The organism is Streptomyces hokutonensis, assembly GCF_000376565.1.
Taxonomy (GTDB): Bacteria; Actinomycetota; Actinomycetes; order Streptomycetales; family Streptomycetaceae; genus Streptomyces; species Streptomyces hokutonensis.
On sequence record NZ_BARG01000021.1, the window covers coordinates 1 to 26,302 of the forward strand.

The following is a 26,302-nucleotide window of genomic DNA, read 5'->3' on the forward strand; positions in this document are numbered from 1 at the left end:
GCGCCGTGATCACCGCTCCCGCACCCAGCGCCAGCAACACCACCGCCCCACCCGCGACATACGGCGTCATGGAGCTACCCCCCGTCTCGGCCAACCCCTCCTCCACCGGAGCCCCCTGCGGCTTCACGTCGGCGGCGACCGAGGGGGCCTCACAAGTCGCCCGCGCCAACGTCACCGTCCCCTCCACATCCGCCACGTTCAGCTTCAACGGGTTGACGGACACCTTGAGTTCGAGCGCGGTGGCCGCGGCCGTACGGGACGTGGTCGACGTCTTGGACAAGTCGAGCCGCACCGACCCGACCCCCGGCACCTGAACCTCCGTAGGACCACTGGCGGTCACCGTGACCCGCTTGCCGAGCACCGTCACAGAACCCGGCAGATGCGACGTGGCGACCGGCGCCTTCCCCGCCTCGCACGTCGCCTTGGACGTGACCGCGTCGACCTCGATGAGCGAGAGCAACGGCAACCCGGGCACATGGAGCCGGACATGGGCGAGGTCGGTGTACCCCTCGGCCTTCGTCGCGGAGACCGTCGCCTTCGCCGTGGCGACATCCGCGCTGAGCACACTGAAGGGCTGCCCGCCGTTCACCGCGTCCAACTGGGCGGAGAGCGCGGTCTTTTCGGCACTCCCCGGCGCCTGGACCTCGTTGAGGGAGACCGAGAGCGGGACGTCCACGGTCTTGTTGAGCAGGGACACGTCGAGCCCGGTACGCAGGACGACGGCGCTCGCGCGACCCTGGTCGGTGGTCGCCTGGGCGGACCCCGCGCCGGCCAGCGTCGCGGGCCCGGCGGCGAGGACGGTGGCCGCGGCGACGGTGGCCCAACGGCGTGCGGGCATGCGGAAGTTGGTGCCGTTCAAGGTGTGGGACCCCCAGAAGAGACATGCTTGGGACCCGGTAAGAATTACCCACGAAGGGTGAACCGTCAGCGATCCTGCGTCACTTCACCCCATCGTGGGTTTTCCGTGAACGTATTCGAATCGGCTGCCGACTATTCGACCACCAGCCCGTTCAGCACCACCCGTCGCGGCGACGCCAGGACGCGCACATCGGCGCGCGGGTCCGTCTCGTAGACCACGAAGTCCGCCGACGCGCCCTCCTCGAGCCCGGGCCGTCCGAGCCACCGCCGCGCACCCCACGCGGTCGCCGACAGCGCTTCTACGGCGGGGATGCCGGCGGTGACGAGTTCGGCGACCTCGGCGGCGACCAGGCCGTGGGCCAGGGACCCGCCCGCGTCGGTGCCGACGTACACCGGGACGCCGGCGTCGTAGGCCGCGCGCACGGTGTCGTAGCGCCGCTCGTACAGTCGCCGCAGGTGGGCGGACCAGCGTGGGTACTTGGCGTCGCCGCCCTCGGCGAGCTTCGGGAAGGTCGCGATGTTCACGAGGGTCGGGACGATCGCCACGCCCCGCGAGGCGAACAGCGGGACGAGGTCCTCGGTGAGGCCGGTCGCGTGCTCGATGCAGTCGATGCCGGCCTCGACCAGGTCGCGCAGCGCGTCCTCCGCGAAGCAGTGCGCGGTGACGCGCGCGCCGAGCCGGTGGGCCTCGGCGATCGCCGCCTCCACGCTCTCACGCGGCCAGCAGGCCGAAAGGTCGCCGAGGTCGCGGTCGATCCAGTCGCCGACCAACTTGACCCAGCCGTCACCGCGTTGGGCTTCCTGGGCGACGTAGGCGACGAGTTCGTCCGGTTCGATCTCGTGGGCGAAGTTGCGGATGTAGCGGCGGGTGCGGGCGATGTGCCGGCCGGCCCGGATGATCTTCGGGAGGTCTTCGCGGTCGTCGATCCAGCGGGTGTCGGACGGCGAGCCGGCGTCGCGCAGGAGCAGGGTGCCGGCGTCGCGGTCGGTGAGCGCCTGTGTCTCGGCGGTGGCCGCGTCGACGGGGCCGTGGGGGCCGAGGCCCACATGGCAGTGGGCGTCGACGAGGCCGGGGAGGGTCCAGCCGTCGACCGTGCGGATGTCATCGGCGTCGACGGGACGGTCGTAGGAGACGCGGCCGTCGATCACCCAGAGTTCGTCGCGGATGTCCTCGGGGCCCACCAGGACCCGGCCCTTTACGTGCAGCACCGGTTGATCGCTCATGGGACGCACGATAGTTCGTCGGGTGCGGGTTTCGATGTGGCTGGTCGCGCAGTTCCCCGCGCCTCTAAGGGGCGCTCTCGTCGTCCGGTACCTCAGACATCGCCGGGTCCAATAGACGGGACAGGAAATGGCGCGTTCGATCGTGCTGCGGGTTGGCGATGACCCGGTCCGGCGTGCCGTCCTCGACGATCACCCCGCCGTCCATGAACACCACCCGGTCGGCGACCTCGCGCGCAAACGTCATCTCGTGAGTCACCACCATCATCGTCATGCCCTCGTTCGCGAGCATCCGCATGACCGCCAGTACGTCGCCCACCAGTTCCGGGTCGAGTGCGGAGGTCGGTTCGTCGAAGAGCATCACCTCGGGGTCCATCGCCAACGCCCGTGCGATCGCGACGCGTTGCTGCTGGCCGCCGGAGAGGGACGCGGGGTAGGCGGCGGCCTTCTCGGAGAGGCCCACGCGCCGCAGGTTCTCGGCGGCGACCTTCTCCGCCGCCGCCTTGTCCCGGCGCAGGACCCGGCGTTGGGGCAGGGTGAGGTTCTCGGTGACGGTCAGGTGGGGGAAGAGGTTGAACTGCTGGAAGACCATGCCGATACGGCGGCGTACGGCGTCGATGTCCACGTCCGGGTCGGTGACTTCGGTACCGCCGACGAACACCCGACCCTGCGTGGGTTCTTCGAGCAGGTTCACGCACCGCAGCAGCGTCGACTTGCCCGAGCCGGACGGGCCGATGACGCACACCACCTCGCCCTGCCCGATCTCCAGGTCGATGCCTCGCAGTACCTCATTCGTGCCGAACGACTTGTGCAGGCCGCGCACTTCGATCTCGGGGTTCCCGGGTGGAGCGGTCATCGCACGGCCTCCCCGGTCTTGGTCTCCATACGGCGTACGACGAAGCTCAGCGGGATCGTGACGAGGAGATAGCACAGGCCCGCCACCAGGATGGGCGTGGAGTTGGCCGTCGTACTCGCCAAGTCCCGTCCGTATTTGGACAGTTCGCGCTCCTCCAGCGTGACGCCGAGGAAGAGGACCAGGGAGGAGTCCTTGAAAAGGAGGACGAGTTCGTTGGTCAGCGGCGGCAGGATGATCCGGAAGGCCTGCGGGACGACGATCGACACCATGGCCCGCGCCGGCGAGAAGCCGAGCGAACGGGCCGCCTCCAACTGCCCCTTGGGCACCGCCTGGATGCCGGCCCGGATCGTCTCCGCCATGTACGCGGCCGACACCAGGCCGAGCGCGAGGGCGACCTTGCCGTACGTGCCGCCGACGATCTCCGTTCCGGGGAAGGCGAGGGGCACGGCGACACCGACGAAGATGAAGATGAGCAGGGCGGGCAGTCCGCGGAAGATCTCGATGTAGATCCCGGCGAGCCAGCGGTACGGGCCGACGGACGACAGCCGCATCAGCGCGACGACCATGCCCAGCACGAGTCCGAAGACGAAGCCGGACAGGGTGTAGAGCACGGTGTTCTTCAGCGCCAGCGTGATGACGTCGGGGAACATCTGCTTGGCGATGCTCCACTGCGCGAACTGGTTCTTCAGGCGGCCCCAGTCGGCGGTGACCGCGAAGGCGATCACCGCGCCGAGGAACACGGTGTACTGAACTCCCCTGGACAGCCTGCGCCGTTGACGGCGCGTCAGCCCCTTTGCCTTGGGCTGGAGTTGGGTGTCGGCAGCGGTCATGACGCCGAGGGCGAGGCGGCCGAGGCGTCGTACGGGCCGATCCACTTCTCGTACAGCTTCTTGTACGTCCCGTCGGCCTTCGCGTCCTTGATCGCCTTGTTGATGGCGGCGAGGAGCTTGGTGTTGCCCTTCTTGACCGTGAAGCCGTACTGCTCACCGGTGTTGAGGTTGTCGACGACCTGGAAGGCGTCGGCGTTGGCCTTGGTCTTGAGCCAGCCCTGGACGACCGGGTAGTCGATGATGACGGCCTGGACCTGGCCGGTGCGCAGGCCGTTGAGGACGGCGTCGGAGGACTCGAAGGAGACGGGGTCGAAGCCCTTGCTCTTCGCGTAGTCCTCGCCGGTGGTCTGCGCCTGCGCGCCGAGCTTCTTGCCCTTGGTCTTGACGTCGGCGAGGGAGGTGATCCCGCTCTTCTTGTCGACGAGGACGGCCTGGGTGGCGTCGAAGTACGGGTCGGAGAAGTCGACGTTCTTCTTGCGCTCGGCGGTGATGGTCATGCCGGCGGCGGCCAGGTCGCACTCGCCGGCGTTGAGGAAGGCACCGGTCTTGAAGTTCTCGAACGGGGTGTCCAGGATCTGCTGCTTCACACCGAGGTCCTTGGCGACCAGGTCGATGAGGGAGACGTCGAAGCCCTGCACCTTGCCGTCGATCTCGGACTGGAAGGGCGGATAGGGCAGGTGGGTGCAGGTGGTCAGCCGGCCGGCCTTGACGAGTTCGACGCCACCGGCGGCGGTCTTCGAACCGCTGCCGCCGCTGTCGCTCGACGTGCAGCCGGCCACGAGGACGAGTGCGGCCGTCGCGGTGGTGGCGGCCAGGGTGCGGGCCCGGCGGCCGAGGAGCGTGTTCACGGAGGCCTCCTGTGACGGAACTGTGGCTTCCGATTATTCGGATGGGCGGGGCGGACCGCTCGTGGTGAGGCGCCGGCCAGGGGGCCGTACGGGCTAAGAAGTCGCCGGTCAGAGGGGCCCCAGGGGCGCCGGATACCCTCGTTCCCATCGACCCCCGCGAGTGAAAGAGCACCGCCGTGACGCACCCCTTCCTCGACCTGGCCCCGTTGAGCGCCGCGCACTTCGCCGCGATCGAGGACCGGGTGGCCCGGCTGCTCGGCACCGAGCAGGATGTCGTGATCATGCAGGGCGAGGCGTTGCTGCCGCTGGAGGGCGCGATCCGTTCGACGGCCGGTCCGGGCACGGTCGCGCTGAACGTCATCACCGGCCCCTACGGGCAGACCTTCGGCAACTGGCTGCGGGACTGCGGCGCCGAGGTGATCGACCTGGCGGTCCCCTTCCACACGGCGGTGACGGCGGACCAGATCAGGGAGGCCTTCGCGGAGCGCCCGGAGATCGACTTCGTCTCCCTGGTCCACGCGGAGGCCGCGACCGGCAACACCAACCCGGTCGCGGAGATCGGCGAGGCCGTCCGCGCACACGGTGCCCTCTTCTACCTCGACGCGGTCGCCTCCATCGGCGCCGAGCCGGTGCTGCCGGACGCGTGGGGTGTCGACCTGTGCGTGATCGGGGCGCAGAAGGCGATGGGCGGCCCGGCGGGCGTGTCGGCGGTGTCGGTGAGCGCACGGGCATGGGCCCGTATGACGTCGAACCCCGGGGCCCCGCGCCGCTCGTACCTCTCTCTCCTCGACTGGAAGGACCGCTGGGTGGACGCGGGCCGCAAGACCCTCCTCCACGCCCCGGCCCAGTTGGAGATGCTCGCCCTGGAGGCATGCGTCGAGCGGATCGAGGCGGAGGGCCTCGACAAGGTGATGCGCCGCCACGCCGTCGCGGCCGCGGCGACACGGGCCGGCGCCCTGGCCCTGGGCGGCGGCCTGGAACCGTACGTCCGCGACGCGACCGAGGCCGCACCGGTCGCCACGACCCTCAGGACACCGCCGGACATCATCGCGTCGGACCTGACGGCAAGCGCCCTGGCGACGAACCCCACCCTGCCCCTGGCAGCGGGCGGCGGCGCCCTGGCGAAGGAGATGATCCGGGTCAACCACTACGGCGTCGACGCGACACCGGACGCGGTACAGAGCTCTGTGGCTGCACTGGGCGCGGCGCTGGCCGAGCAGGGGGTGCGGGTGGACCTGGAGGCGGCTCGGACCGCCGTGGACGGGGCGTGGCGGTAACCCTCGGCCGAGGTACCCCCCAGGGGCTCCGCCCCCGGACTCCCGATCGGCCTCAACGGCCTCGTCCTCAAAGGCCGGGCGGGCTGGGAGTGGCAGTGGTCCGCAGTCACAGACTCCGAGGTCGAACGGATCTGGTTCCAGCGGGTGTTCGGGCTCGACGTGCAGCCGGTGCACGGCAGGAGCACTGTGCCCGGCCGGCGCCGGACTACCTCGGGCGGATCCCGGACGGGCCGATGGCCGGCGTCGAGGTCAGTCTGCGGTGGGTGCTTATTCATATGGTCGAGGAGTACGCGCGGCACAACAGTCACGCCGATATCTTGCGGGAAAGTATCGACGGTATGACCGGCGCCTAATTCGGATGTAATTCCAGAATTCTTCTGCCCGATTTCCGCGCACCTAAACGCAAATAATTCGCGTAGATCTCGTGAGGGTTACACCCTTGTGACCCGTTACACAGACGGACCGTTTTGCCCTTTATCTAATGGTCAAACCGCCGCATACCTCCCGCACTCGCACGCGTGATAACACAGCACAGCCCCAGACGTAACCCCGATCCTCCATGCAATTTCGAATTTCCCTCGGTAAATTAAATTTGCATGACCGCCACCCGAGCAGACCTGCACATAGACCGCCCCACGGTGGCCGACGGCGCCGCGCTCTGGCGTATTGCCAAGGACTCGAACGCCCTCGACCTGAACTCGTCGTACAGCTATCTGCTGTGGTGCCGGGACTTCGCCGGTACGTCCGCCGTCGTGCGGGACGAGCGCGGGGAGCCGGTCGGTTTCGTCACCGGGTACGTACCGCCGGACCGGCCGGGCACGCTGCTCGTGTGGCAGGTGGCCGTCGACGCCGCGCAGCGCGGCCGTGGGCTGGCCGCGCGGATGCTCGACGGGCTCACCGAGCGGGTCTCCGCCGAGTACGGCGTGACCGGCATCGAGACCACGATCTCGCCCGGCAACACCGCGTCCGAGCGCCTCTTCACGTCGTACGCCGAACGCCACGGCGCCACCGTCGAGCGCACGGTGCTGTTCGAGGCCGGTGACTTCCCGGACGGACCGCACGACCCCGAAGTGCTGTACCGGATCGGCCCGTTGAGCCTCTGAGGCCGCGGCCTCCGACACCCCCCACACCCCCTTAGGAGCGATTCGCGTGACCATCACCCAGCCCGATCTCACTGTCTTCGAGACCCTGGAGTCCGAGGTCCGCAGCTACTGCCGCGGCTGGCCCACCGTCTTCGACCGGGCCCGGGGCAGCCGTATGTACGACGAGGACGGCCACGCCTACCTCGACTTCTTCGCGGGCGCCGGCTCGCTCAACTACGGGCACAACAACCCTGTCCTGAAACGGGCGTTGATCGACTACCTGGAGCGCGACGGCGTCACCCACGGGCTCGACATGTCGACCAGCGCCAAGCGCGCGTTCCTCCAGACCTTCCAGGACCTGGTGCTGCGGCCCCGCGACCTGCCGTACAAGGTGATGTTCCCGGGCCCGACCGGCACCAACGCCGTCGAGTCCGCGCTGAAGTTGGCGCGGAAGGTGAAGGGCCGCGAGTCGATCGTGTCGTTCACCAACGCCTTCCACGGGATGTCGCTGGGCTCGCTGGCCGTGACCGGCAACGCCTTCAAGCGGGCCGGTGCCGGCATCCCGCTGGTGCACGGGACGCCGATGCCGTTCGACAACTACTTCGACGGCAAGGTCCCCGACTTCCTGTGGTTCGAGCGGCTGTTGGAGGACCAGGGCTCCGGCCTCAACAAGCCGGCCGCCGTGATCGTCGAGTCCGTGCAGGGCGAGGGCGGTATCAACGTCGCCCGCCCCGAATGGCTGCGCGCGCTCGCCGAGTTGTGCGAACGCCAGGACATGCTGCTCATCGTCGACGACATCCAGATGGGCTGCGGCCGCACCGGCGCGTTCTTCTCCTTCGAGGAGTCGGGGATCGTGCCCGACATCGTCACCGTCTCCAAGTCCATCAGCGGCTACGGCCTTCCGATGTCGCTGTGCCTGTTCAAGCCGGAGCTGGACATCTGGGAGCCGGGCGAGCACAACGGCACGTTCCGCGGCAACAACCCGGCGTTCGTCACCGCGACCGCAGCCCTGGAGACGTACTGGGCGGACGGCTCCGCGATGGAGAAGCAGACCCGGACCCGCGGTGAGCAGGTCGAGCAGGGGCTGATCTCCATCACCGAGGAGAACCTCGCCGACATCAAGGAGTACCGGGGCCGCGGACTGGTCTGGGGCATCGAGTTCAAGGACCCCGAGCGCGCCGGACGGATCTGCGCCCGCGCCTTCGAACTCGGCCTGCTCGTCGAGACGTCGGGCCCGCAGGGCGAGGTCGTGAAACTGCTCCCCGCGCTGACCATCACCCCGGAGGAGCTGGACGAGGGCCTGAGCATCCTCGCCCGAGCCGTACGCGAAACCGTCTGAACACCCCGACCCGCCCGACCATCTGACACCACATCAAGGAGGCGTCACAGCACCGTGATTGTCCGTTCGTTCAAGGAACTCGAAGGCACCGACCGGCACATCAAGGCCGCGTCCGGCACCTGGGAGAGCAAGCGCATCGTCCTCGCCAAGGAGCGGGTCGGCTTCTCGCTCCACGAGACCGTCCTCTACGCGGGTACGAAGACGTCCATGTGGTACGCCAACCACGTCGAGGCCGTCGTATGCGTCGAGGGCGAAGCCCTGTTGACCGACAACGAGACCGGGCAGACGTACACGATCACGCCCGGGACCATGTACCTCCTCGACGGACACGAGCGGCACACGATGCGGATCAAGGAGGACTTCCGCTGCATCTGTGTCTTCAACCCGCCCGTCACCGGACGGGAGGACCACGACGAGAACGGCGTCTACCCGCTGCTGACCGAACCCGAGGAGGTCTGACGAGCATGACGACCACAGTCACCGACCTGTACCCCAGCCGCGGCACCACCGAGGTGTCCGTCCCGCGCAAGGACCCCGTCGTCTGGGGTTCCCCCGACACCCCGGGACCGATCCCGCCGGCCGACCTCGGGGCCTTCGAGCGCGACGGCTTCCTCGCCGTGCCGGAGCTCCTGCGGGACGACGAAGTCGACGTCTACCGGCGGGAGTTGGAGCGCCTCGTCGTCGACCCCGCGATCCGGGCCGACGAGCGGTCGATCGTCGAGCCGAAGTCGAAGGAGATCCGGTCCGTCTTCGAGGTGCACCGGATCAGCGAGGTGTTCGCGCGGCTCGTGCGCGACGAGCGGGTCGTCGGGCGGGCCCGGCAGATCCTCGGCTCGGACGTCTACGTCCACCAGTCCCGGATCAACGTCAAGCCCGGCTTCGGCGCGAGCGGCTTCTACTGGCACTCGGACTTCGAGACCTGGCACGCCGAGGACGGTCTGCCGAACATGCGGACCGTGTCCGTGTCGATCGCGCTCACCGAGAACCACGACACCAACGGCGGCCTCATGATCATGCCGGGCTCGCACCGCACGTTCCTCGGCTGCGCGGGCGCGACCCCCGAGGACAACTACCGCCAGTCGCTCCAGATGCAGGACGCGGGCACTCCCTCCGACGAGGCGCTGACCGACATGGCCGCCCAGTACGGCATCAAGTTGTTCACGGGCAGGGCAGGTTCGGCGACCTGGTTCGACTGCAACTGCATGCACGGCTCGGGCGACAACATCACCCCGTTCCCGCGCAGCAACGTCTTCATCGTCTTCAACAGCGTGGAGAACCAGGCAGTTGAGCCGTTCGCGGCGCCGGTGCGACGGCCGGAGTTCATCGGGGCCCGGGACTTCACGCCGGTGAGGTGAGGAACGGGGTCAGAGCCAGGCCAGGGCCGCGGCCCGCTCCAGTACGTTCCGTACGGCGTCCTCGTCGCCCGTCGCCCCGCGCGGCACCGCGTCGGGGGTGTACCGCCCGCCCACCAGCAGGCAGAAGTCGACGGGATCCAGGACGAGTTCGGCCCGCACGGGCTCGTCCTCGGAGCCCAGCACCCACTCGCCCCCGCCGGTGATCGCGAAGAGCACCGGCGGCGCGGTGGGACCGAGCGCCAGGCCGAGGATGCGGACGGCCAGCCGGACCAGTTGCCCGAGGTGTTCCTCGGGCGGCGGCGGTACGCGCAGGCCGAGGGCGCGGCCCAGGTCGTCGGTGTGGATCCACGTCTCGAAGGCCCGCACCACGAAGTGGTCGGACACGGGCAGCCTGATCCCCATCAACAGCGTGGCGCAGGACGCGAGTTCGGAGTCGCGTGCCTCCGGTGTCGCGAGGAGGTCCGTCGCCTGCGCGGACCAGTCGGCGACCGTCGCCCCGGGGTCACGGCCGTGTTCATGGGCGATGACGTCCGTCGTACGGCGGTCCCAGGCGTCCTCCCAGGCCGCGCCCTCCTCGATCCGGGAGGCGGGGACGCGCGCGCCGATGCCCAGGCGTACCGCCAAGTGCTCGTCGGCGGCGAGGAGATGGGCGAGTGTCGCGTGGGCGTCCCAGTCGTGGACCACCGGAGTGCCCCACTTGCCCTCCAACTCGGGGAGCAGGGCGCGGAGTCCGGAGACGGCCGCGGCGTAAGGGGCCGCGTGCGGGGCGACTTGGGGTGCGGCGGGGCGGGTGCGCAGGGCACGGGTGAGGACGGGCACGGCGGGTTCGGCCTGGGTGCCATTCGCCGGCGGGCCGTCCAACAGACGTACCGTCTCCCGCAGTCGGGCGGCCTCGGCGGAGCAGCTCTCGCACTCGGCCAGGTGCGGCTGGACGCTTCTGCGCTCGGCGGGCGGGAGCGCGCCGAAGGCCCAGGCGGCCAGCAGGTCCCGTACACCGTCGTGGTCGGTCATCGGACGTCCCCCTTCCTTGTCGTCATCATGCGCTTCTTTCCAGCGCCGGGTCCGGAGGGTCCGCCAAAGACTCGGCCAAGGTGCGTAACGCCGTGCGCAGGCGGGTCTTGGCGGTGCCCTCGGGGATGCCGAGTTCGGCGGCGGCCTGGCGGTAGGTGCGGCCCGCGAAGTAGGCGAGGTGCACCACTTCCCGCTGGGGTTGCGGGAGTTCGGCGAGCGCGGTGTGCAGGAGCAGGGCGCGCTCGCGGTCCACGACCGTCTCGTCCGGGCCCGGCCCGGCGTCCGGGATCGCGTGCAGCGCCGAGTCGTCGGCGTGCCGGTGCTTGCGGTGTCTGGCCTCGCCGCGCACCCAGTCCACGGCCCGCCGGTGGGCCAGCAGCGACAGCCAGGTGCGCAGCGAGCCGCGGCGCGCGTCGAAGGCGTAGGGCCTGCTCCAGAGTTGGGCGAAGACCTCCTGCGCCACGTCCTCTGCGGCGAGCGGGCTGCGGGTGACCCGTGCGGCGACCCCGCGCACCAGGCCGCCGTAGATCCGGTACGCCTCGGTCAGCGCGGACTCGTCGCCGTACACGAGCCGTCGGTGCAGCTCCGTGTCGGCGGCGGATGGTACGGACGTGCTGCTGCCCGTCGGCTGCACCGGCACCACCCCCTGGTGCCCTTCCTAGCGTCAGCCGGACAGGACGTCCAGCAGGCGGTCGACGTCCTCGGGGGTGTTGTAGAGGTGGAAGGCGGCGCGCAGGTTCCCCGCCCGGTTGGAGACTTCGACTCCGGCCGCGCTCAACTCGCCCTGGCGGTGGCCCAGTCCGGGGACGGAGACGATCGGTGCGCCGGGGGACGGGACCGGCTCGTGACCGAGGCCGGCCAGGCCCGCGCGGAAGCGGTCGGCGAGGGTGAGGTCGTGGGTGCGTACGGCGGCCACGCCCAACTCCTCCAGCAGGGCGAGGGAGTGGCGGGCGCCGGCGTAGGAGAAGAGGGCCGGGCTCTCGTCGAACCGGCGGGCGGAGTGGGCGAGTTCGGCGACCGGGCCGTAGCAGCTGTCCCACGGGGCCTCCCCCGCGACCCATCCCGCGAAGACCGGGTTGAGGTCGCCGAGGTCCTCCGGGGTGACCAGGAAGGCGACTCCGCGCGGGCAGAAGAGCCACTTGAAGCCGACGGCGGCGACGTAGTCGTAGGCGTCGGCGTCGAGGTCCAGCCAGCCGGCGGCCTGCGAGGCGTCGACGTACGTGCGCGCCCCGTGTTCGCGTGCCGCCGCCCGGAGTCCGGGCAGGTCGGCGATCCGGCCGTCGGCGGACTGGGCGGCGCTGACCGCGACGAGCGCGGTGCCGGGGCGTACCGACTCGGCGATGCGCTCCAGCGGGACGGCGCGCACCTTGAGGTCGGCGCGCATGTGGAAGGGGTTCACCACCGAGCTGAAGTCGGCCTCGGCGGTGAGGACTTCGGCGCCGGACGGGAGCGAGGAGGCGATCAGTCCGCTGTACACCGCCACCGAGGCGCCGGCCGCCACCCGGCCGACCGGCACCCGCGCCAGGCGGGCGAAGGCGGCGCGGGAGGCCTCGACGTCGTCGAACATGTCGGTCGGTGTGCCGACCGAGGCCGCCTCGACGGCGGTGTGCATGGCGGTGACGGTGCGCCTCGGGAGGAGGCCGGTGCTCGCCGTGTTGAGGTAGGTGTTCTTCGGGGCGAACTCGGCGCGGACGAGGCTCTCGAAGGTCTCCATGGCTCCACTCTGCGGTGCCGTGCGCCCCTCGTCCATTGCGCGTTTTTGCGTGAATCCTCTAAGCGATGCTTATGCGTCGCCCCTGACCTGCGGCTTTCAGGCCTGGGGCACCGCGCACCCGTCGGGGCCGCAGGCCTCGGCGTCACCGTTGTCGATCAGCTTGAGCGGTGCGTGCTCGCCCCACGCCTGGGTCAGCGCCTGGGCGAAGACCTCGGCGGGCTGGGCGCCCGAGACGCCGTACTTGCGGTCGAGGACGAAGAAGGGGACGCCGTTCGCGCCCAGTTCGGCGGCCTCGCGCTCGTCGGCGCGGACGTCGTCGGCGTAGGCGGCCGGGTCGGCCAGCACCTTGCGGGCGGCGTCCGCGTCGAGGCCGGCGCCGGCGGCGAGTTCGACGAGACGCTCGTCGTCGCCGAAGACGGACCGCTCCTCGGCGAAGTTCGCCTTGTACAGCGCCTGGATCAGCTCGTCCTGGCGGCCCTGCTCCTTGGCGAAGTGGAGGAGGCGGTGCATGTCGAAGGTGTTGCCGTGGTCGCGGTCGCGGGTGCGGTAGTCGAGGCCCTCGGCGGCGGCCTGCGCGCCGAGGTTGTCCTCGCCCGCCTGTGCCTGCGCCTCGCTCATGCCGTACTTCTTGGTGAGCATCTTCAGCACGGGCTGGATGTCGCCCTTGGCGCGGCCCGGGTCGAGCTCGAAGGACCGGTGGACGACCTCGACGCCGTCGCGGTGCGGGAAGGCGTCGAGAGCCTTCTCGAAGCGGGCCTTTCCGACATAGCACCAGGGGCACGCTATGTCGGACCAGATTTCGACGCGCATCTTCTTCGGCTCTTTCCAGGACGTGTGCGGTTGACGGAGAGTCCCTCCGTTTCCCCCGTGAACGTTCCTCCGGCCCGCTTCATTCCCCGGCGAGGGTCAGCCGCATCCCCAGGTGGTGACCGCCGTCGGACGGATCGGCGACCCAGCCCTGACGGACGTAGAAGGCCTGCGCCCGTTCGTTGTCGACATGCACGTCGAGTACGGCGGTCTTCCGGGCGTCGGCCCGCCACTGCTCGACGCAGGCCGTGTGCAGGGCCGTGCCGAGGCCGGAGCGCCAGCGGTCGGGGTCGACGTGGAACTGGAACAGCTTGACCGTTTCCGCCGGGCCGTCCTCCGGGGTACGGAAGGAGGCGACGGCGACGATACGGCCCTCCTCGACCGCGCACAGCACATGGCCGTCCGGCCGCTCGATGGAGCCCAGCCAGGCGGCGCGCCAGTCGAAGTCGGACGGCGGGAGGCCGTCGGGGTAGTAGGTCGACCGGGCGCGGAAGTGCAGGTCGGCGACGGCCCCGGCCTCGGCGGGCAGGGCCGTGCGGATCATCAGGGTGTCGGTGGCGCGATCACTCGTCATGCGACCGATGACGTGAGGTCCGCCGCTCCGGTTCCCAGGCGGGTGAACTGGGCCCGGTAGGCGCTCGGGGTCAGCCCGGTGCGTCGGACCAGGTGACCGCGCAGGGAGTCCGCCGTGCCCAGGCCGCAGGCGCGGGCCACCTGGTCCATGGGGAGGGTGGTGGTCTCCAGGAGTTCCTTGGCGCGTTCGACGCGCTGGTGGAGCAGCCATTGGAGGGGGCTCACCCCGCTCTCGGCGTGGAAGCGGCGGGTGAGGGTGCGGACGCTGACGCCCGCGTGCCGGGCCAGGTCGGTGAGGGTGAGCGGCTTGTCGAGGTTGCGCATGGCCCAGCCCCGGGTGTCGGCGCAGGCGGTGCCGCGTTCGGGCGGCAGCGGGGTCTGGGTGAACTGCGTCTGCCCGCCCGGTCGTACGGGTGCGACGAGGGCGAGGCGGGCGACCTCGTTGGCGACGGCGGCGCCGTAGTCGGTGCGGATGATGTGCAGACAGAGGTCGATGCCGGCGGCGTAACCGGAGGCGGTCAGGACCTGGCCGTCCTGGATGTACAGGACGTCGCCCCTGAGGTCGAGGGCCGGGTAGCGCTCGCGCAGCTCGTCCGCCATGCCCCAGTACGTGGTGGCGCTGCGGCCGTCGAGCAGCCCGGCCTCGGCGAGCAGGAAGGCGCCGCTGCAGATGGAGGCGACGCGTTTGCCCGCGGCGGCGGCCTCGCGGACGGCGGCGACCGCGGCCGGATCGGGTTCGTAGCGCTCACCGGTGCCCGCGAGCACCACGGTGTCGGCGGTGCGCAGGACGTCGAGGCCCCGGCCCACCTGGAGGTCCAGGCCGCCGGTCGTCACCACCGGGCCGCCGTCGGAGCTGCAGATCGTCACCTCGTAGCCGGGGGTGCCGTCGATCTCGACCTTGGCGAAGAGCAGCTCCGGGATGGCCAGGTTGAACATGGAGACGGGGGACGGCGCGACGATCGCGACACGGTGCGGGGGCCGTTTCCTCGGCGTGTTCCTCGGCATGGCCAGAACCTCCGGCTGTATGGCGTTCCGGCCACTACTCTATGCCGTCGCGGTTCCGCAGCATGGGTACATGCCAACGCCGACCACCCAACTCACGCCCCGCACCGCCGGTTTGACCCCGTCCTCCCCCGCTCTCACCCTCACCGCCGCCCTCCTCGGCTTCGCGCTGATCACCCTCGACGCGTCCGTGGTGAACGTGGCGCTGCCGTCGATCGGACAGGCGCTCGGCGGCGGGATGGCGGGCCTGCAGTGGGTGGTGGATGCCTACACCCTCTCCTTCGCCGCCCTGATGCTGTCCACCGGCGCCTTCGCGGACCGGGCCGGGGCGAGCCGGGCGTACGCGATCGGCATCACGGTGTTCACCCTCGCCTCGGCGGCCTGCGGCCTGGCCCCGAACCTGCCCACGCTGATCGCCGCGCGCGTGGCGCAGGGTGTGGCGGCGGCCGTCGTCCTGCCGGCCTCGCTGTCCCTCGTCCGACAGGCCTACCCCGACCCCGCCAAGAGGGCGCGGGCGGTGGCCACTTGGGCGGCCGGGGGTGCGATCGCGATGGCCCTCGGCCCGGTGGCCGGGGGCGCGCTGACCACGGTCTGGGACTGGCGCGGCGTCTTCTTCATCAACCTGCCCCTGGGCGCGGTGGCACTGGCGCTGCTGGTCCGCTCACCGCGCTCGGAACGCCGCCCCGCGCCGCTCGACCTGCCGGGCCAGGTGCTGGCGGTGGTGGCACTCACCGCCGTGACCTTCGCGGTGATCGAGGGCGGCACGACGGGAGTTGTGGCCTCGCTGGTCGCCCTCGTCGCGGGCGCGGCCTTCGTCCGGGTCGAACTCCGCCAGGCACATCCCGTGGTGCCGCTCGGTCTGTTCCGCAGCCGTACGGTGTCCGTGGCGGTCGCGGCGGGTGCGGTGTGCAGCATCGCCTTCTACGGCGTGGTCTTCCTCTTCTCCCTCTTCTTCCAGCAGGTGCAGGGCCGTTCGGCGCTGTACGCCGGGCTGATGTTCCTCCCGATGGCCGCTCTGATCGCGGTCACGAACGTCCTGTCGGGCAAACTGGCGGGCCGCTACGGAGCCCGACTCCCCATGCTGATCGGCCAGTTGCTGGCCACGGCGGGCACACTCGGCCTGCTCTGGGTCGACGAGCACACGCCCCCGCTCCTGGTGGCCGTGCTGCTCGTACCGATGGCCGTCGGCTGCGCCCTGACGGTCCCGCCACTGACCATCGTGATGATGGACGCGGTACCGGCCGAGCGGGCGGGGCTGGCGGCCGGTGTCCTCAACTCGGCGCGCCAGGTGGCCGGTGGGCTGGGCATCGCCGTCTTCGGGGCGCTGGTCTCCGGCGGTTTCACGACGGGCCTGCGGGAGAGCCTCGCGATCAGCGCGGCCCTCTTCGCGGTGACGGCCTCGCTCAGCTTCCGTCTCTCAGGTCGTCCGGCCAACTCGCCCTGAACTCAAGGTGGTCGTACGTCACGACACACCCCTCCCCCATCGGCGACTGCGTCATGAAGCCGACCAGAGCGGCGTCCGTCTCCTTCTCGTCACCGAGCGTGAAGAGCCGCACGAAGACCCACCGCTCGCCGTCCCGAGAGGCATGAAACGCGAAGGCCCGCCCGGTGCGACTGACCCGCAGCCACACCGAACTCCCGTCCACGGTGAAGGAGTTGGCGTCGTCCGAGTGCCCCCGCGTGACCACCGTGCAGACGGTGGGCACGTCCGGCGAGTACTCCAGACACAACTTCGCCCAGGCCCGCTCCCCCACATGGACGTAGAGCACCCCGGCATCGAACGACCCCGCGAACCCCACGGTCACCCGAGCGATCAGCTGAAAGTCCCCATGCGGCGCCCCGAGCAACCGGGGCGCGTCCGAGGCGGGGTCCAGCCCCTCCCCGGTAGGCGTCACAAACCGATCCTGCCGGGGCCCTGCCCACCCGGTGAGCACACCGTCCTCGTAGGACCAATGCCCGTCGGGACCATAAGTGCGGAGGGGGAAGGGCAGTTCGGGAAGTTCCAAGTCCATCCACTAACTATCTCAGGCCCAGGCGAAGGTCTTTCAGGGGCGCGGGGAACTGCGCGACCAGCCACAACGGACCGTCAGTCCGAAGTCCACCGCACCCCAACGGCGCTACCGCTCCAACCGCCCGTCATAACGCCGAGGCAGCCCAAGGGAGTTCTCGTCCCGCAACTCCAACGGCAGCAACGCTTCAGGGGTGTTCTGATAAGCGACCGGCCGCAGCCACCGCTCAATAGCCGTACCACCAACAGACGTTGACGTAGAAGTCGTAGCCGGGTACGGCCCCCCGTGATGCTGAGCCGCCGCAACGGCAACGCCTGTAGGCCACGCGTTCACCAACACCCGCCCGGCGAGCGGCGTGAGTTCGGCGAGGATCTCCGCCCCACGCCCTTCCCCGGCCGCTTCCTCCGCCGACAGATGAACAGTCGCCGTAAGATTCCCCGGCAGCCGCGACAGCACGGCATTGGCCTGCGCGTCATCGTCATAGCGGGCCACCACAGTGACCGGCCCGAAGCACTCCTCGAGCAGCAGGTCGTACGCCCCTTCGGCCGCGAGCCTCTCCGCCGGCACTGTCAGGAACCCCGGGCTCACCGTGTGCTCGCTGCCCGCGCCGGGCGTCACCGGCGAGTCCACATCGGGGAGTTGAACCCGCTCGCTGACACCCGCGAGGAAGTTGTCCCGCATCCGGTGGTCGAGCAGCACCCCGGAGTCCGTGTCACTGACGGCGTCGGTGAGGGACTTGACCAGCCCGTCCCCGGCGGAACCGGACGGCACCAGCACCAGACCCGGCTTCACACAGAACTGCCCGACGCCCAGGGTCATCGACCCGGCGAGCCCCGTACCGATCGCCTCGGCCCGCTCGGCCGCCGCAGCCTCGGTGACCACGACGGGGTTGAGGGAACCCAGCTCGCCGTGGAAGGGGATCGGCACGGGACGGGACGCCGCCGCGTCGAAGAGGGCACGGCCACCCCGTACCGACCCGGTGAAACCGGCGGCCGAGACCAGTGGGTGCTTGACGAGCTCCACGCCCGCCTCGAACCCGTGCACCAGACCGAGGACCCCGTCCGGGATGCCCTGCTCGGCGGCGGCCCGGCGCAGCACCTTCGCGACCAGCTCGGACAGGCCGGGGTGGTCGGGGTGGGCCTTGACGACGACCGGGCAGCCGGCCGCCAGCGCGCTCGCGGTGTCGCCGCCGGGGACGGAGAAGGCGAAGGGGAAGTTGGAGGCCGAGTAGACGGCGACGACGCCCAGCGGCACCTTGTAGCGGCGCAGGTCGGGGATCGGCGGGGTGGCCGTGTCGTCGGGGTGGTTGATGACGACGTCGAGGAAGGCGCCCTCGTCGACGATGTCCGCGAAGGCGCGCAACTGGTAGCAGGTGCGGGCGAGTTCGCCGTTCAGCCGGACCGGGCCGAGCGCGGTCTCCGCGTCGGCGACCTCGACCAACTGGTTCTTGGCCGCTTCGAGCTGGTCGGCGGCGCCGCGCAGGAAGGCCGCGCGGACCGTGCGGTCGGCGAGGGAACCCCGTGCGGCGTACGCGGCGCGGACGGCGGCGTCCACCTCCTGGGCTGTGGCCTCCACCGCAACCTGTTCCCGCTGCTTCCCGGTTCGGGGGTCGACACTCCAGACTGGTGCTGCTGCCACCGCGGGTCCCTCCACATGTAATGCCGCAGTTCTGGGTCATTCACCAGGCTCGTTCGATATGCTGAACGCTGTCTCTGATGATGAATATGCTCGTGGAGACGATAACTCAAGGTTCTCGTCGAACGAAGGGGTCAAGGGCGATGTCGGCAGGCGAGACAGGCGGCGGGGCACAGGTCAAGTCCGCGGTGCGGACGGTGGAGCTGCTCGAATACTTCGCGGGCCGGCCCGGTATGCACTCCCTCGCGGCGGTCCAGGAGGCCGTCGGTTACCCCAAGTCCAGCCTCTACATGCTGCTGCGCACGCTGGTGGAGCTGGGCTGGGTGGAGACGGACGCCACGGGCACGCGGTACGGCATCGGCGTACGGGCGCTGCTCGTCGGCACGTCGTACATCGACGGCGACGAGGTGGTCGCGGCGGCCCGCCCCACCCTGGACCGGCTCTCGGACGACACCACGGAGACCATCCACCTCGCCCGCCTGGACGGCACGAACGTGGTCTACCTGGCCACCCGCCAGTCCCAGCACTATCTACGGCCCTTCACCCGCGTCGGCCGCCGCCTCCCGGCGCACTCGACCTCGCTGGGCAAGGCGCTGCTGAGCACCTACTCGGACGAGCAGGTCCGCAAGATGCTCCCGGAGACGCTGCCCGCGCTCACCGAGCACACGATCACCGACCGCGAGAAGCTCATCGAGGAGCTCCACCAGGTCCGCGAGCAGGGCTTCGCCGTGGACCGCGAGGAGAACACGCTCGGGCTGCGCTGCTTCGGCGTCGCGATCCCCTACCGCACCCCCGCGCGGGACGCGATCAGCTGCTCGGTGCCGGTGGCGCGGCTGACGCCCGCGCACGAGCAGATGGTGAAGGACGCGCTGTTCGACGCCCGCGACCGGCTCACCCTCGCCACCCGGAGGCTCTGACTCGTGGAGCTCCGCATGATGGAGGTATTCATGGAGGTCGCGCTCCGCCCGGTCCACGACAGCGACCTGCCGGTCTTCTTCCGGCAGGTCAACGATCCCGAGTCGCTCCGGATGGCCGCCTTCGCGCCCAAGGACCCGGCCGACCGGGACGCCTTCGACGCCCACTGGAAGCGCATCCGGGCCTCGTCGGACGTGCTGCGCACGGTCCTGGTGGACGGTGACGTGGTGGGCAGCGCCGCGGTGTACGGCGAACCGGGCGAGCGCGAGGTGACGTACTGGATCGACCGCGCTTACTGGGGCAAGGGCATCGCGACGGCCGCGCTGCGCGACCTGCTGGCCGAGGTGCCCGAACGACCGCTGCACGCGCGCGTGGCGGCCGACAACGCGGGTTCGCGGCGGGTGCTGGAGAAGTGCGGGTTCGTGGTCACCGGCGATGACCGGGGGTTCGCGAACGCGCGCGGCGAGGAGATCGACGAGCTCCTCCTGACGCTGACTTCATGAGCACTCGATGAGAAAAGCGGCGTAAGGGAACGATCCCGTCCCGTCCGCTCGTCCTCCATGCGGGATGAACAAGACGATCAGGCGCGCCTCCGTCTTCGCGCTGCTCCTGGTGCTCACCCTCCTGGTGAGGGCGACCTGGGTGCAGTTCTACGACGGCCAGGCGCTCGCGGACGACAAGGACAACCGGCGCAACGCGATCGCGACGTACGCGGACCCGCTCGGGAACATCATCGTGGCCGGGAACGCGATCACCGGCTCGACGCGGACAGGGGACAGCAGCGACCTCGCGTACAAACGCACCTACACGGACGGCAAGCTGTACGCGGCGGTGACGGGCTACGCCTCGCAGAGCTACGCGCCGACGCAGCTGGAGGGGATCTACGCGAACCTCCTCGACGGCACGGACAGCGGCCTGAAGACCGTCATGGACACGGTCACCGGCGAGCGGGCGGCCCCGGGCAACGTGGTCACGACGATCGACCCGGCTGTGCAGAAGGCCGCGTACGAGGCGCTCGGCGACAAGAAGGGCGCCGCGGTCGCGATCGATCCGACGACCGGCAAGATCCTCGCCGTCGTCTCGACGCCGTCCTACGACCCCTCGAAGCTGACCGACGCGAACACCGCCGCCGCTGCCTGGAAGCAGCTCAACGCCGACCCTGACAAGCCGCTGACCAACCGCGCGCTGCGCCAGCCGCTGCCGCCGGGTTCCACGTTCAAGCTGGTCGTGGCGGCGGCCGCCCTGGAGGACGGGCTCTACTCCTCGGTGGACGAGAAGACGACCAGCCCCTCGCCGTACACCCTGCCGGGCACGGTCACCCCGCTGAAGAACGAGAGTTCCTCCGCGCCCTGCACCAACGCCTCGATCCGGGTCGCGCTCCAGTACTCGTGCAACACCGTGTTCGCGAAGATGGCCGTCGACCTCGGGCAGGACAAGGTCAAGGCGATGGCCGAGAAGTTCGGCTTCAACGACGACAAGCTGGACATCCCGGTGCGGGCGTATCCGAGCGTGTACCCGTCGAACATGAACAAGTCGTCCACGGCCCTGACGGGCATCGGCCAGTACGACGTGACCGCCACCCCGCTCCAGATGGCCATGGTGTCGGCCGCCATAGCCAACGACGGCAAGCTGGTCTCCCCGCACATGGTGTCGGAGACCACCGACAGCGGCGGCGACGTGGTCCACAACTACGACGACAGCACGACGACGAAGGAGATCGTCAGCTCGCACACCGCCCAGCAGCTCCAGTCGGCGATGCAGACGGTCATCACCGACGGCACCGGCACGAACGCCCGGATCGCGGGCGTGACGGTGGGCGGCAAGACGGGCACGGCCCAGCACGGCGAGAACAACGACCAGTCCCCGTACGCCTGGTTCACGTCCTACGGCAAGTCCGACGACACCGGGAAAGAGGTCGCCGTGGCGGTCGTGGTCGAGCAGTCGGACGCGGCGAGGTCGGAGATCAGCGGCAACGGCCTGGCGGCCCCGGTGGCCAAGGCGATGATGAAGGCGGCGCTGAAGAGTTAGCGAGCGGCCCCGGCCGGGTGGCCGGGGCCGTCGTTCACTTGACGCCCAGGATCTGCTCCACGGGGTCGATCGCGAAGTACACGAGGAACAGCGCGGACACTCCCCACAGCAGCCAGTTGACCTCCTTCGCCTTGCCGAGCACCGCCTTGATCACGACGTACGAGATGAACCCGGCGCCGATCCCGTCGGTGATCGAGTACGTGAACGGCATCGCGGCGATCGTGAGGAACGCCGGGATCGCGATCTCGTACTTGTCCCAGTCGATGTGCTTGACGTGGGTCATCATCAGGAACCCGACCGCGATCAGCGCGGGCGCGGCGGCCTGCAACGGCACGATCGTCAGCAGCGGGGTCAGGAAGAGCGCGAGCCCGAACAGACCGCCGGTGATCAGGTTCGAGAACCCGGTACGCGACCCCTCACCGACCCCCGAAGCCGACTCGATGTAGGCGGTGTTGGAGGAGGCGGACCCGATGCCGCCGGCGACGGCCGCGGCACCGTCGATGAACAGGACGCGACCGATGTTCGGCACCTGTCCCTTGTCGTCCAGGAGACCGGCCTCCGCGCTGATACCCACGATCGTGCCCATGGCGTCGAAGAAGTCCGAGAGGATCAGCGTGAAGATCAGCAGGATCACGGTGATCGCGCTGGTCTCGCCGAAGGCCCCGAACAGGCTGAAGTGACCGATGAGCCCGAAGTCGGGCGCGGCCACGATCTTGTCCGGCACCTTGGGGGTCATCAGGCCCCAACTCTTGATGTCGGCGGCGGAGTTGATGATGATCGCGAGGACGGTCATCGTGACGATGCTGATCAGGATGGCGCCCTTCACCTTGCGGGCGACCAGCGCGATGGTCAGCAGTACGCCGAGACAGAAGACCAGGACGGGCCAGCCGGTCAGTCTGCCGACGGCGCCGAGTTGTACGGGGACCGTGGTCTGCGCGGCGTCCGGTATACGACTCACGAAGCCGGCGTCGACGAAGCCGATGAAGGCGATGAACAGGCCGATGCCGACACCGATGGCCTGCTTGAGCTGCTGCGGGATCGCGTTCATGATCGCCTCGCGCAGCCCGGTGAGGACCAGGACGCAGATCAGAACGCCCTCGATGACGACGAGACCCATCGCGTCGGGCCAGCTCATCAGCGGCGCCAGCTGGAAGGCGACGACGGCGTTGAGACCGAGGCCCGCGGCGATGGCGAGGGGCAGATTGCCGCCGACGCCCATGATGACCGTCATCACGCAGGCCACCAGGGCTGTGGCGGTGACCAGTTGGCCGGTGTCGAGCGAGTGCCCGAACTTGTCCTTGGCGCTGCCCAGGATGATCGGGTTCAGGACGAGGATGTAGGCCATCGTGAAGAACGTGGCGAAGCCGCCGCGTATCTCACGGCCGAAGGTGGACCCCCGTTCGGAGATCTTGAAGTACCGGTCGACGCTGTTCGCCGCCGGTGGTTCGGCACTTGGCCGGTCAGCCACCTTCTGTGACTCGGACATGCGGGTACTCCTCGTTGCCTCAGTGATCGGTGCGCGGATGCTGGCTGGATTGTTCCCGCGTCGAACCTGTTTCAGGTTTTCCCCGTGTTACGGAATCAGGGTCGACGCGCCAGACGATGTTCGAAGGCCTGTACCAATCCACTCAGTTGATCACTGCTACGCTCCCGATCCGGTCGGGGTCCTCCCCGAATGATCACGTGTCATCTACATGACACGCACACACCACAGCGAGGAGAGGTCCGCCGTGGGCACAGTCGTCGACGACGCCGCCTCCGTGGAGTTCCACGCCTTCTTCGAACGCCACTACGCCGAACTGTCGCGCCTCGCCCACCTGTTGACGGGCGAGGCGGACGCCGCCGACGATCTCGCGGCCGACGCGCTGCTCGCGCTCTGGCACCGCTGGGACCGGGTACGCGCCGCCGACCACCCCGCCGCCTACGCCCGTGGGGTCGTCGCCAACCTGGCCCGCACCCGGATCCGCAGCGCGGTGCGCGAGCGGCGGCGGGTCGCCCTGTTCTGGTCACAGCGCGAGGAGAAGACCGAGAACCCGGACGTGGCCGGCGTGGTCGACGTCCAGGAGGCCCTGCGCAGACTGCCGTTCCGCAAGCGGGCCTGTGTGGTGCTGCGGCACGCTTTCGATCTGTCGGAGAAGGACACCGCGCTCGCCCTCGGTGTTTCCGTCGGTACGGTTAAGAGCCAGACGTCGAAGGGCATGGCCGAGTTGCAGCGCCTGCTCGGCCCGCAGAGCCCTCCACTGCAGATGCGGGCGGCGATGGCGCGCGGCGGCGAGACCGGAGGGAGGAACCGATGAGGCACCAGGACGTCCACGACGACGAGTTGAGCGCCCGGCTGCACGAGGCGGCCGAGGCCCACGAGCCCGACCGGGCGCGCATCCTGGCCCGGCTCGAACGCGGCATGGCCGCGCAGTCGCGTCCCGACCACCGGGCCACCCGGCCGCCCGTGTTCGGCTGGGTGCGGGTCGTCAGCGCGACGGCGGCGGTGGCGAGCGTCCTCGCGATCGGCGGCTACGCGGTGGCGTCCGCGGTGAAGAGCGACTCCCCCGCCGAGCAGACGGTGTCCGTCTCACCGACCCCGACACCCACGCCGTCCCCGGACGCGACGAGCCGCACTCCGGTCAAACCCGTTGCTCCGAAGCCGAGTTCGGGTTCCGGCACCTCGCACAGCTCGACCAGGGCGAGCGCCTCCCCGACGACTTCCGCGACCGCCTCGCCGTCCACGCCCGTGCTGCCGCCCGCCTCCGGTACGCAGGACGGCCCGCTGTGGTCGGACGGCTCGATCGACCCGGGCAGCAACGACTTCTGGGCCCAGAGCGACATCACCCTCAAAACAACCAAGCAACTCACCTCCCTCACCGTCCAGTTGAAGGTCAGGCTGACCGGCGGGGTCAGCTCCGCGGGAGCCTGGCGCTCGCTGCCCGAGCAGGACTTCACGCAGACGGTGACGGAGCAGGACGGGTTCCTGGTCTACACCTGGGTGCTCAAGGAGGGCCGTACGGTCGCGGTCGGCGAGTGGGTCTTCGCCGGGCAGTACAACCACGACCGCGGCAGCCGGGACGCCAAGGACGACAGCTACTCGGCGGCGGGCACGGCGGCCGGCCAACAGCTGTCCGTGAAGGGCGACTTCGCGGCGCAGAAGTCGTAACCGGAATTCTCGTACAGGCGGCAACCCTTTCTCCTCCGGCGGCGACAAGGAAGCGCAAGGTCCCTCTCGCACGGAGCACACGGAGCAAGTCCTTGAGCACGCACAAGAAGCACCTCACCCGCAGGCGGGTGCTCGGGGCCTCCGCGATCGGTGTCGCCGCCACCGGCGCGGCCGTCGCGGGCGGCACCGGCCTCCTCTCGTCCGCCTCCGCCGCAGCCTTCGGCTACACCGACGACGGCTCCAACTACGTGATCACCACGGGCGCTTCGCTCGTGTTCAAGGTCTCGAAGTCGACGGGCGATCTCACGTCCCTCGCCTACAAGGGCAAGGAGTACGAGGGCTACGGCGGCAAGCACTCGCATGTCGAGTCCGGGCTCGGCGCCTCAACGGTCACCATCAGGCAGTCGGGTTCGACGATCCTGGTGAAGGTGGTCCACGGCCCGATCACCCAGTGGTACGCGGCCCGCAGCGGCGAGAACAACGTCTACCTGTGGACGAACAAGGCGGACGCGTCCTTCACCGCGACCCGCTACATCGTGCGGGTGAAGCCGGGAGTGTTCCCCAACTCCGGTTCGGACGCTTGGGATTCGACCACGGACACGATCATCGAGGCGGGTGACGTCTGGAAGCACCCCGACGGCACGACCCGCTCCAAGCACTACTCGGGCAGGCGGACCATCGACTACGACCATGTCGGCTTCGCGACGGGCTCGGTCGGTCTGTGGGTTGTCCGCTCCAACCACGAGAAGGCGTCCGGCGGCCCCTTCTACCGCTCCCTGCTGCGCCACTCGAACGAGGGCGGGGCGGGCCTGTACGAGATCCTGCACTACAACGAGGCCCAGACGGAGCCCGAACGCTTCGGCCTCCAGGGCCCGTTCGTGGTGACGTTCACGGACGGCGGGACGCCCTCGTCCTCGCTCTTCGCGGCGAACCTCGACACGTCGTGGGTGGACTCGCTGGGCATCACGGGCTGGGTGGGCAAGGCGGGCCGCGGGAAGGTGGCGGGGGTCGGCCTCAAGGGGATGGACGCCAAGTACCCCTACACGGTGGGCTTTTCCAACGCGGACGCGCAGTACTGGGCGAAGGCCGCGACCGGCACCGGCGCCTTCTCCTGCAAAGGGATGCTGCCCGGGACGTACACGCTGACCGTCTTCAAGGGCGAACTCGCGGTGCACACGCAGTCGGTAGTGGTGACGGCGGGCGGTACGACGTCGCTGCACACCCTGACGATCACGGGTGACCCGTCGACCGCGGCGGCGGTGTGGCGTCTGGGCAACTGGGACGGCACACCAGGGGAGTTCAAGAACGCGGAGCTGATGACGTACGCGCATCCGTCCGACGCGCGGGCTGCGAAGTGGACGGGGAACGTGACGATCGGGAGCGGAAGCGAGGCGGCGACCTTCCCGGCGTACATCTGGAAGGACGTGAACGACGGCGTCCTGGTCTACTTCAAACTGACGGCGGCACAGGCCGCGGCAGCGCACACACTGCGGGTCGGCGTGACGACGGCGTACATCAACGCCCGCCCCCAAGTCACCGTGAACAACTGGGTTTCGACTGTCCCCACCCCACCCACGCAGCCCTCGACGCGCGATCTCACCACGGGTTCCTACCGTGGAAACAACCACACCTTCGTTTTCAACGTCCCTTCCAGTGCGTGGAGTTCGGACACGACGAAGTACAACGTCCTGAAGATCAACGTGGTCAGTGGTTCGACGGGCTCGGCGTACCTCAGCCCGGGCACGTCGTTCGACTGCATCGACCTGCTGACCTGAGCCCCCCTCGGTCAGCAGA

General features: G+C 69.7%; 27 protein-coding genes. 13 read left to right on the forward strand and 14 right to left on the reverse strand.

Going from position 1 to position 26,302, the window contains the following annotated elements:
- The 5 genes from SSP08S_RS10035 to SSP08S_RS10060 all read right to left on the reverse strand — a co-directional run.
- The coding region (locus SSP08S_RS10035; RefSeq protein WP_019067453.1) for an SCO1860 family LAETG-anchored protein at positions 1-859 on the reverse strand (859 nt) is incomplete at its 3' end.
- 131 nt (positions 860-990) lie between these two features.
- A complete protein-coding gene (locus SSP08S_RS10045) occupies positions 991-2,082 on the reverse strand; it encodes an amidohydrolase family protein (RefSeq protein WP_078532402.1) in 1,092 nt (363 codons plus the stop codon).
- A gap of 64 nt (positions 2,083-2,146) precedes the next feature.
- A complete protein-coding gene (locus SSP08S_RS10050) occupies positions 2,147-2,935 on the reverse strand; it encodes an amino acid ABC transporter ATP-binding protein (protein WP_019067455.1) in 789 nt (262 codons plus the stop codon).
- Positions 2,932-3,765, reverse strand: a complete 834-nt coding sequence (locus tag SSP08S_RS10055) for an amino acid ABC transporter permease (RefSeq protein ID WP_026178351.1) — start codon at positions 3,763-3,765, stop codon at positions 2,932-2,934. Before SSP08S_RS10055 ends, SSP08S_RS10050 begins: the two co-directional genes overlap by 4 nt.
- Complete coding sequence (locus tag SSP08S_RS10060; RefSeq protein WP_019067457.1) at positions 3,762-4,613, reverse strand: transporter substrate-binding domain-containing protein; 852 nt, start codon at positions 4,611-4,613, stop codon at positions 3,762-3,764. Before SSP08S_RS10060 ends, SSP08S_RS10055 begins: the two co-directional genes overlap by 4 nt.
- 176 nt (positions 4,614-4,789) lie before the next feature.
- On the opposite strand from SSP08S_RS10060, the gene SSP08S_RS10065 reads away from it, so the two are divergent.
- The 6 genes from SSP08S_RS10065 to thpD all read left to right on the forward strand — a co-directional run bounded on the left by SSP08S_RS10065 (position 4,790) and on the right by thpD (position 9,666).
- On the forward strand, positions 4,790-5,890 hold the full coding sequence (locus SSP08S_RS10065) for a pyridoxal-phosphate-dependent aminotransferase family protein (RefSeq protein ID WP_019067458.1): 1,101 nt from the start codon (positions 4,790-4,792) through the stop codon (positions 5,888-5,890).
- A gap of 95 nt (positions 5,891-5,985) precedes the next feature.
- Positions 5,986-6,243 carry a mycothiol transferase gene (locus SSP08S_RS62835; protein WP_043259373.1) on the forward strand — a complete coding sequence of 86 codons (258 nt, stop codon included), beginning with the start codon at positions 5,986-5,988 and terminating at the stop codon, positions 6,241-6,243.
- 243 nt (positions 6,244-6,486) lie between these two features.
- Positions 6,487-6,993: a diaminobutyrate acetyltransferase gene (gene ectA, locus SSP08S_RS10075; RefSeq protein WP_026178352.1), complete on the forward strand. Its 507-nt coding sequence runs from the start codon at positions 6,487-6,489 to the stop codon at positions 6,991-6,993.
- A 46-nt stretch (positions 6,994-7,039) separates the two neighbouring features.
- Positions 7,040-8,311 (forward strand): diaminobutyrate--2-oxoglutarate transaminase, encoded by a 1,272-nt coding sequence (gene ectB / locus SSP08S_RS10080; protein WP_019067461.1) that lies wholly within the window; start codon positions 7,040-7,042, stop codon positions 8,309-8,311.
- Between the two features lie 54 nt (positions 8,312-8,365).
- Positions 8,366-8,770, forward strand: a complete 405-nt coding sequence (locus SSP08S_RS10085; protein WP_019067462.1) for an ectoine synthase — start codon at positions 8,366-8,368, stop codon at positions 8,768-8,770.
- A gap of 5 nt (positions 8,771-8,775) precedes the next feature.
- Entirely contained in the window at positions 8,776-9,666 is an 891-nt protein-coding gene (thpD, locus tag SSP08S_RS10090) for an ectoine hydroxylase (protein ID WP_019067463.1), read from the forward strand.
- A 9-nt stretch (positions 9,667-9,675) separates the two neighbouring features.
- Here the strand turns inward: thpD and SSP08S_RS10095 are convergent, their stop codons facing one another.
- From SSP08S_RS10095 to SSP08S_RS10120, 6 genes are all read right to left on the reverse strand, one after another.
- Positions 9,676-10,677, reverse strand: coding sequence for a maleylpyruvate isomerase family mycothiol-dependent enzyme (locus tag SSP08S_RS10095; protein ID WP_019067464.1), 1,002 nt, complete (start codon positions 10,675-10,677; stop codon positions 9,676-9,678).
- A 25-nt stretch (positions 10,678-10,702) separates the two neighbouring features.
- Entirely contained in the window at positions 10,703-11,320 is a 618-nt protein-coding gene (locus tag SSP08S_RS10100) for an RNA polymerase sigma factor (protein ID WP_019067465.1), read from the reverse strand.
- A gap of 21 nt (positions 11,321-11,341) precedes the next feature.
- Positions 11,342-12,391 carry an aminotransferase class V-fold PLP-dependent enzyme gene (locus SSP08S_RS10105; protein WP_019067466.1) on the reverse strand — a complete coding sequence of 350 codons (1,050 nt, stop codon included), beginning with the start codon at positions 12,389-12,391 and terminating at the stop codon, positions 11,342-11,344.
- Positions 12,392-12,487: 96 nt separating this feature from the next.
- Entirely contained in the window at positions 12,488-13,201 is a 714-nt protein-coding gene (locus SSP08S_RS10110) for a DsbA family oxidoreductase (RefSeq protein WP_019067467.1), read from the reverse strand.
- Between the two features lie 79 nt (positions 13,202-13,280).
- Positions 13,281-13,772, reverse strand: coding sequence for a GNAT family N-acetyltransferase (locus SSP08S_RS10115; RefSeq protein ID WP_019067468.1), 492 nt, complete (start codon positions 13,770-13,772; stop codon positions 13,281-13,283).
- On the reverse strand, positions 13,769-14,707 hold the full coding sequence (locus tag SSP08S_RS10120; RefSeq protein WP_019067469.1) for a GlxA family transcriptional regulator: 939 nt from the start codon (positions 14,705-14,707) through the stop codon (positions 13,769-13,771). The genes SSP08S_RS10115 and SSP08S_RS10120 overlap by 4 nt, the downstream gene beginning before the upstream one ends.
- A 139-nt stretch (positions 14,708-14,846) precedes the next feature.
- On the opposite strand from SSP08S_RS10120, the gene SSP08S_RS10125 reads away from it, so the two are divergent.
- Positions 14,847-16,217, forward strand: a complete 1,371-nt coding sequence (locus SSP08S_RS10125) for an MFS transporter (RefSeq protein ID WP_026178356.1) — start codon at positions 14,847-14,849, stop codon at positions 16,215-16,217.
- On the opposite strand, the gene SSP08S_RS10130 is transcribed toward SSP08S_RS10125, so the two are convergent.
- Together SSP08S_RS10130 and SSP08S_RS10135 are read right to left on the reverse strand one after the other, a co-directional pair.
- Complete coding sequence (locus SSP08S_RS10130) at positions 16,177-16,785, reverse strand: DUF1349 domain-containing protein (RefSeq protein ID WP_019067471.1); 609 nt, start codon at positions 16,783-16,785, stop codon at positions 16,177-16,179. The two genes, SSP08S_RS10125 and SSP08S_RS10130, sit on opposite strands and share 41 nt — an antisense overlap.
- 105 nt (positions 16,786-16,890) lie before the next feature.
- Positions 16,891-18,420, reverse strand: coding sequence for an aldehyde dehydrogenase (NADP(+)) (locus SSP08S_RS10135; protein WP_078532403.1), 1,530 nt, complete (start codon positions 18,418-18,420; stop codon positions 16,891-16,893).
- 140 nt (positions 18,421-18,560) lie between these two features.
- Here SSP08S_RS10135 and SSP08S_RS10140 point away from each other — a divergent pair, with 140 nt between their 5' ends.
- The 3 genes from SSP08S_RS10140 to SSP08S_RS10150 all read left to right on the forward strand — a co-directional run bounded on the left by SSP08S_RS10140 (position 18,561) and on the right by SSP08S_RS10150 (position 21,360).
- On the forward strand, positions 18,561-19,334 hold the full coding sequence (locus SSP08S_RS10140; protein ID WP_019067473.1) for an IclR family transcriptional regulator: 774 nt from the start codon (positions 18,561-18,563) through the stop codon (positions 19,332-19,334).
- A 30-nt stretch (positions 19,335-19,364) separates the two neighbouring features.
- A complete protein-coding gene (locus tag SSP08S_RS10145; RefSeq protein ID WP_026178357.1) occupies positions 19,365-19,835 on the forward strand; it encodes a GNAT family N-acetyltransferase in 471 nt (156 codons plus the stop codon).
- 64 nt (positions 19,836-19,899) lie between these two features.
- Complete coding sequence (locus SSP08S_RS10150; protein WP_019067475.1) at positions 19,900-21,360, forward strand: peptidoglycan D,D-transpeptidase FtsI family protein; 1,461 nt, start codon at positions 19,900-19,902, stop codon at positions 21,358-21,360.
- Positions 21,361-21,394: 34 nt separating this feature from the next.
- Here SSP08S_RS10150 and SSP08S_RS10155 read toward each other — a convergent pair whose 3' ends face one another.
- Complete coding sequence (locus SSP08S_RS10155) at positions 21,395-22,846, reverse strand: NCS2 family permease (protein ID WP_019067476.1); 1,452 nt, start codon at positions 22,844-22,846, stop codon at positions 21,395-21,397.
- A gap of 244 nt (positions 22,847-23,090) precedes the next feature.
- Here SSP08S_RS10155 and SSP08S_RS10160 point away from each other — a divergent pair, with 244 nt between their 5' ends.
- From SSP08S_RS10160 to SSP08S_RS10170, 3 genes are all read left to right on the forward strand, one after another.
- Positions 23,091-23,657, forward strand: coding sequence for a SigE family RNA polymerase sigma factor (locus SSP08S_RS10160; RefSeq protein WP_019067477.1), 567 nt, complete (start codon positions 23,091-23,093; stop codon positions 23,655-23,657).
- Positions 23,654-24,508, forward strand: coding sequence for a hypothetical protein (locus SSP08S_RS10165; protein WP_019067478.1), 855 nt, complete (start codon positions 23,654-23,656; stop codon positions 24,506-24,508). Before SSP08S_RS10160 ends, SSP08S_RS10165 begins: the two co-directional genes overlap by 4 nt.
- Before the next feature lie 92 nt (positions 24,509-24,600).
- Complete coding sequence (locus tag SSP08S_RS10170) at positions 24,601-26,283, forward strand: rhamnogalacturonan lyase B N-terminal domain-containing protein (RefSeq protein ID WP_019067479.1); 1,683 nt, start codon at positions 24,601-24,603, stop codon at positions 26,281-26,283.
- Positions 26,284-26,302: the final 19 nt, after the last annotated feature.

Bases quoted from the DNA above. Each gene is read 5' to 3' on its own strand.
- SSP08S_RS10045 (WP_078532402.1), bottom strand. From the start codon at position 2,082: ATGAGCGATCAACCGGTGCTGCACGTAAAGGGCCGGGTCCTGGTGGGC.
- SSP08S_RS10050 (WP_019067455.1), bottom strand. From the start codon at position 2,935: ATGACCGCTCCACCCGGGAACCCCGAGATCGAAGTGCGCGGCCTGCAC.
- SSP08S_RS10055 (WP_026178351.1), bottom strand. From the start codon at position 3,765: ATGACCGCTGCCGACACCCAACTCCAGCCCAAGGCAAAGGGGCTGACG.
- ectA (WP_026178352.1), top strand. From the start codon at position 6,487: ATGACCGCCACCCGAGCAGACCTGCACATAGACCGCCCCACGGTGGCC.
- thpD (WP_019067463.1), top strand. From the start codon at position 8,776: ATGACGACCACAGTCACCGACCTGTACCCCAGCCGCGGCACCACCGAG.
- SSP08S_RS10095 (WP_019067464.1), bottom strand. From the start codon at position 10,677: ATGACCGACCACGACGGTGTACGGGACCTGCTGGCCGCCTGGGCCTTC.
- SSP08S_RS10105 (WP_019067466.1), bottom strand. From the start codon at position 12,391: ATGGAGACCTTCGAGAGCCTCGTCCGCGCCGAGTTCGCCCCGAAGAAC.
- SSP08S_RS10110 (WP_019067467.1), bottom strand. From the start codon at position 13,201: ATGCGCGTCGAAATCTGGTCCGACATAGCGTGCCCCTGGTGCTATGTC.
- SSP08S_RS10115 (WP_019067468.1), bottom strand. From the start codon at position 13,772: ATGACGAGTGATCGCGCCACCGACACCCTGATGATCCGCACGGCCCTG.
- SSP08S_RS10120 (WP_019067469.1), bottom strand. From the start codon at position 14,707: ATGTTCAACCTGGCCATCCCGGAGCTGCTCTTCGCCAAGGTCGAGATC.
- SSP08S_RS10125 (WP_026178356.1), top strand. From the start codon at position 14,847: ATGCCAACGCCGACCACCCAACTCACGCCCCGCACCGCCGGTTTGACC.
- SSP08S_RS10130 (WP_019067471.1), bottom strand. From the start codon at position 16,785: ATGGACTTGGAACTTCCCGAACTGCCCTTCCCCCTCCGCACTTATGGT.
- SSP08S_RS10140 (WP_019067473.1), top strand. From the start codon at position 18,561: ATGTCGGCAGGCGAGACAGGCGGCGGGGCACAGGTCAAGTCCGCGGTG.
- SSP08S_RS10145 (WP_026178357.1), top strand. From the start codon at position 19,365: ATGGAGGTCGCGCTCCGCCCGGTCCACGACAGCGACCTGCCGGTCTTC.
- SSP08S_RS10150 (WP_019067475.1), top strand. From the start codon at position 19,900: ATGAACAAGACGATCAGGCGCGCCTCCGTCTTCGCGCTGCTCCTGGTG.
- SSP08S_RS10155 (WP_019067476.1), bottom strand. From the start codon at position 22,846: ATGTCCGAGTCACAGAAGGTGGCTGACCGGCCAAGTGCCGAACCACCG.
- SSP08S_RS10165 (WP_019067478.1), top strand. From the start codon at position 23,654: ATGAGGCACCAGGACGTCCACGACGACGAGTTGAGCGCCCGGCTGCAC.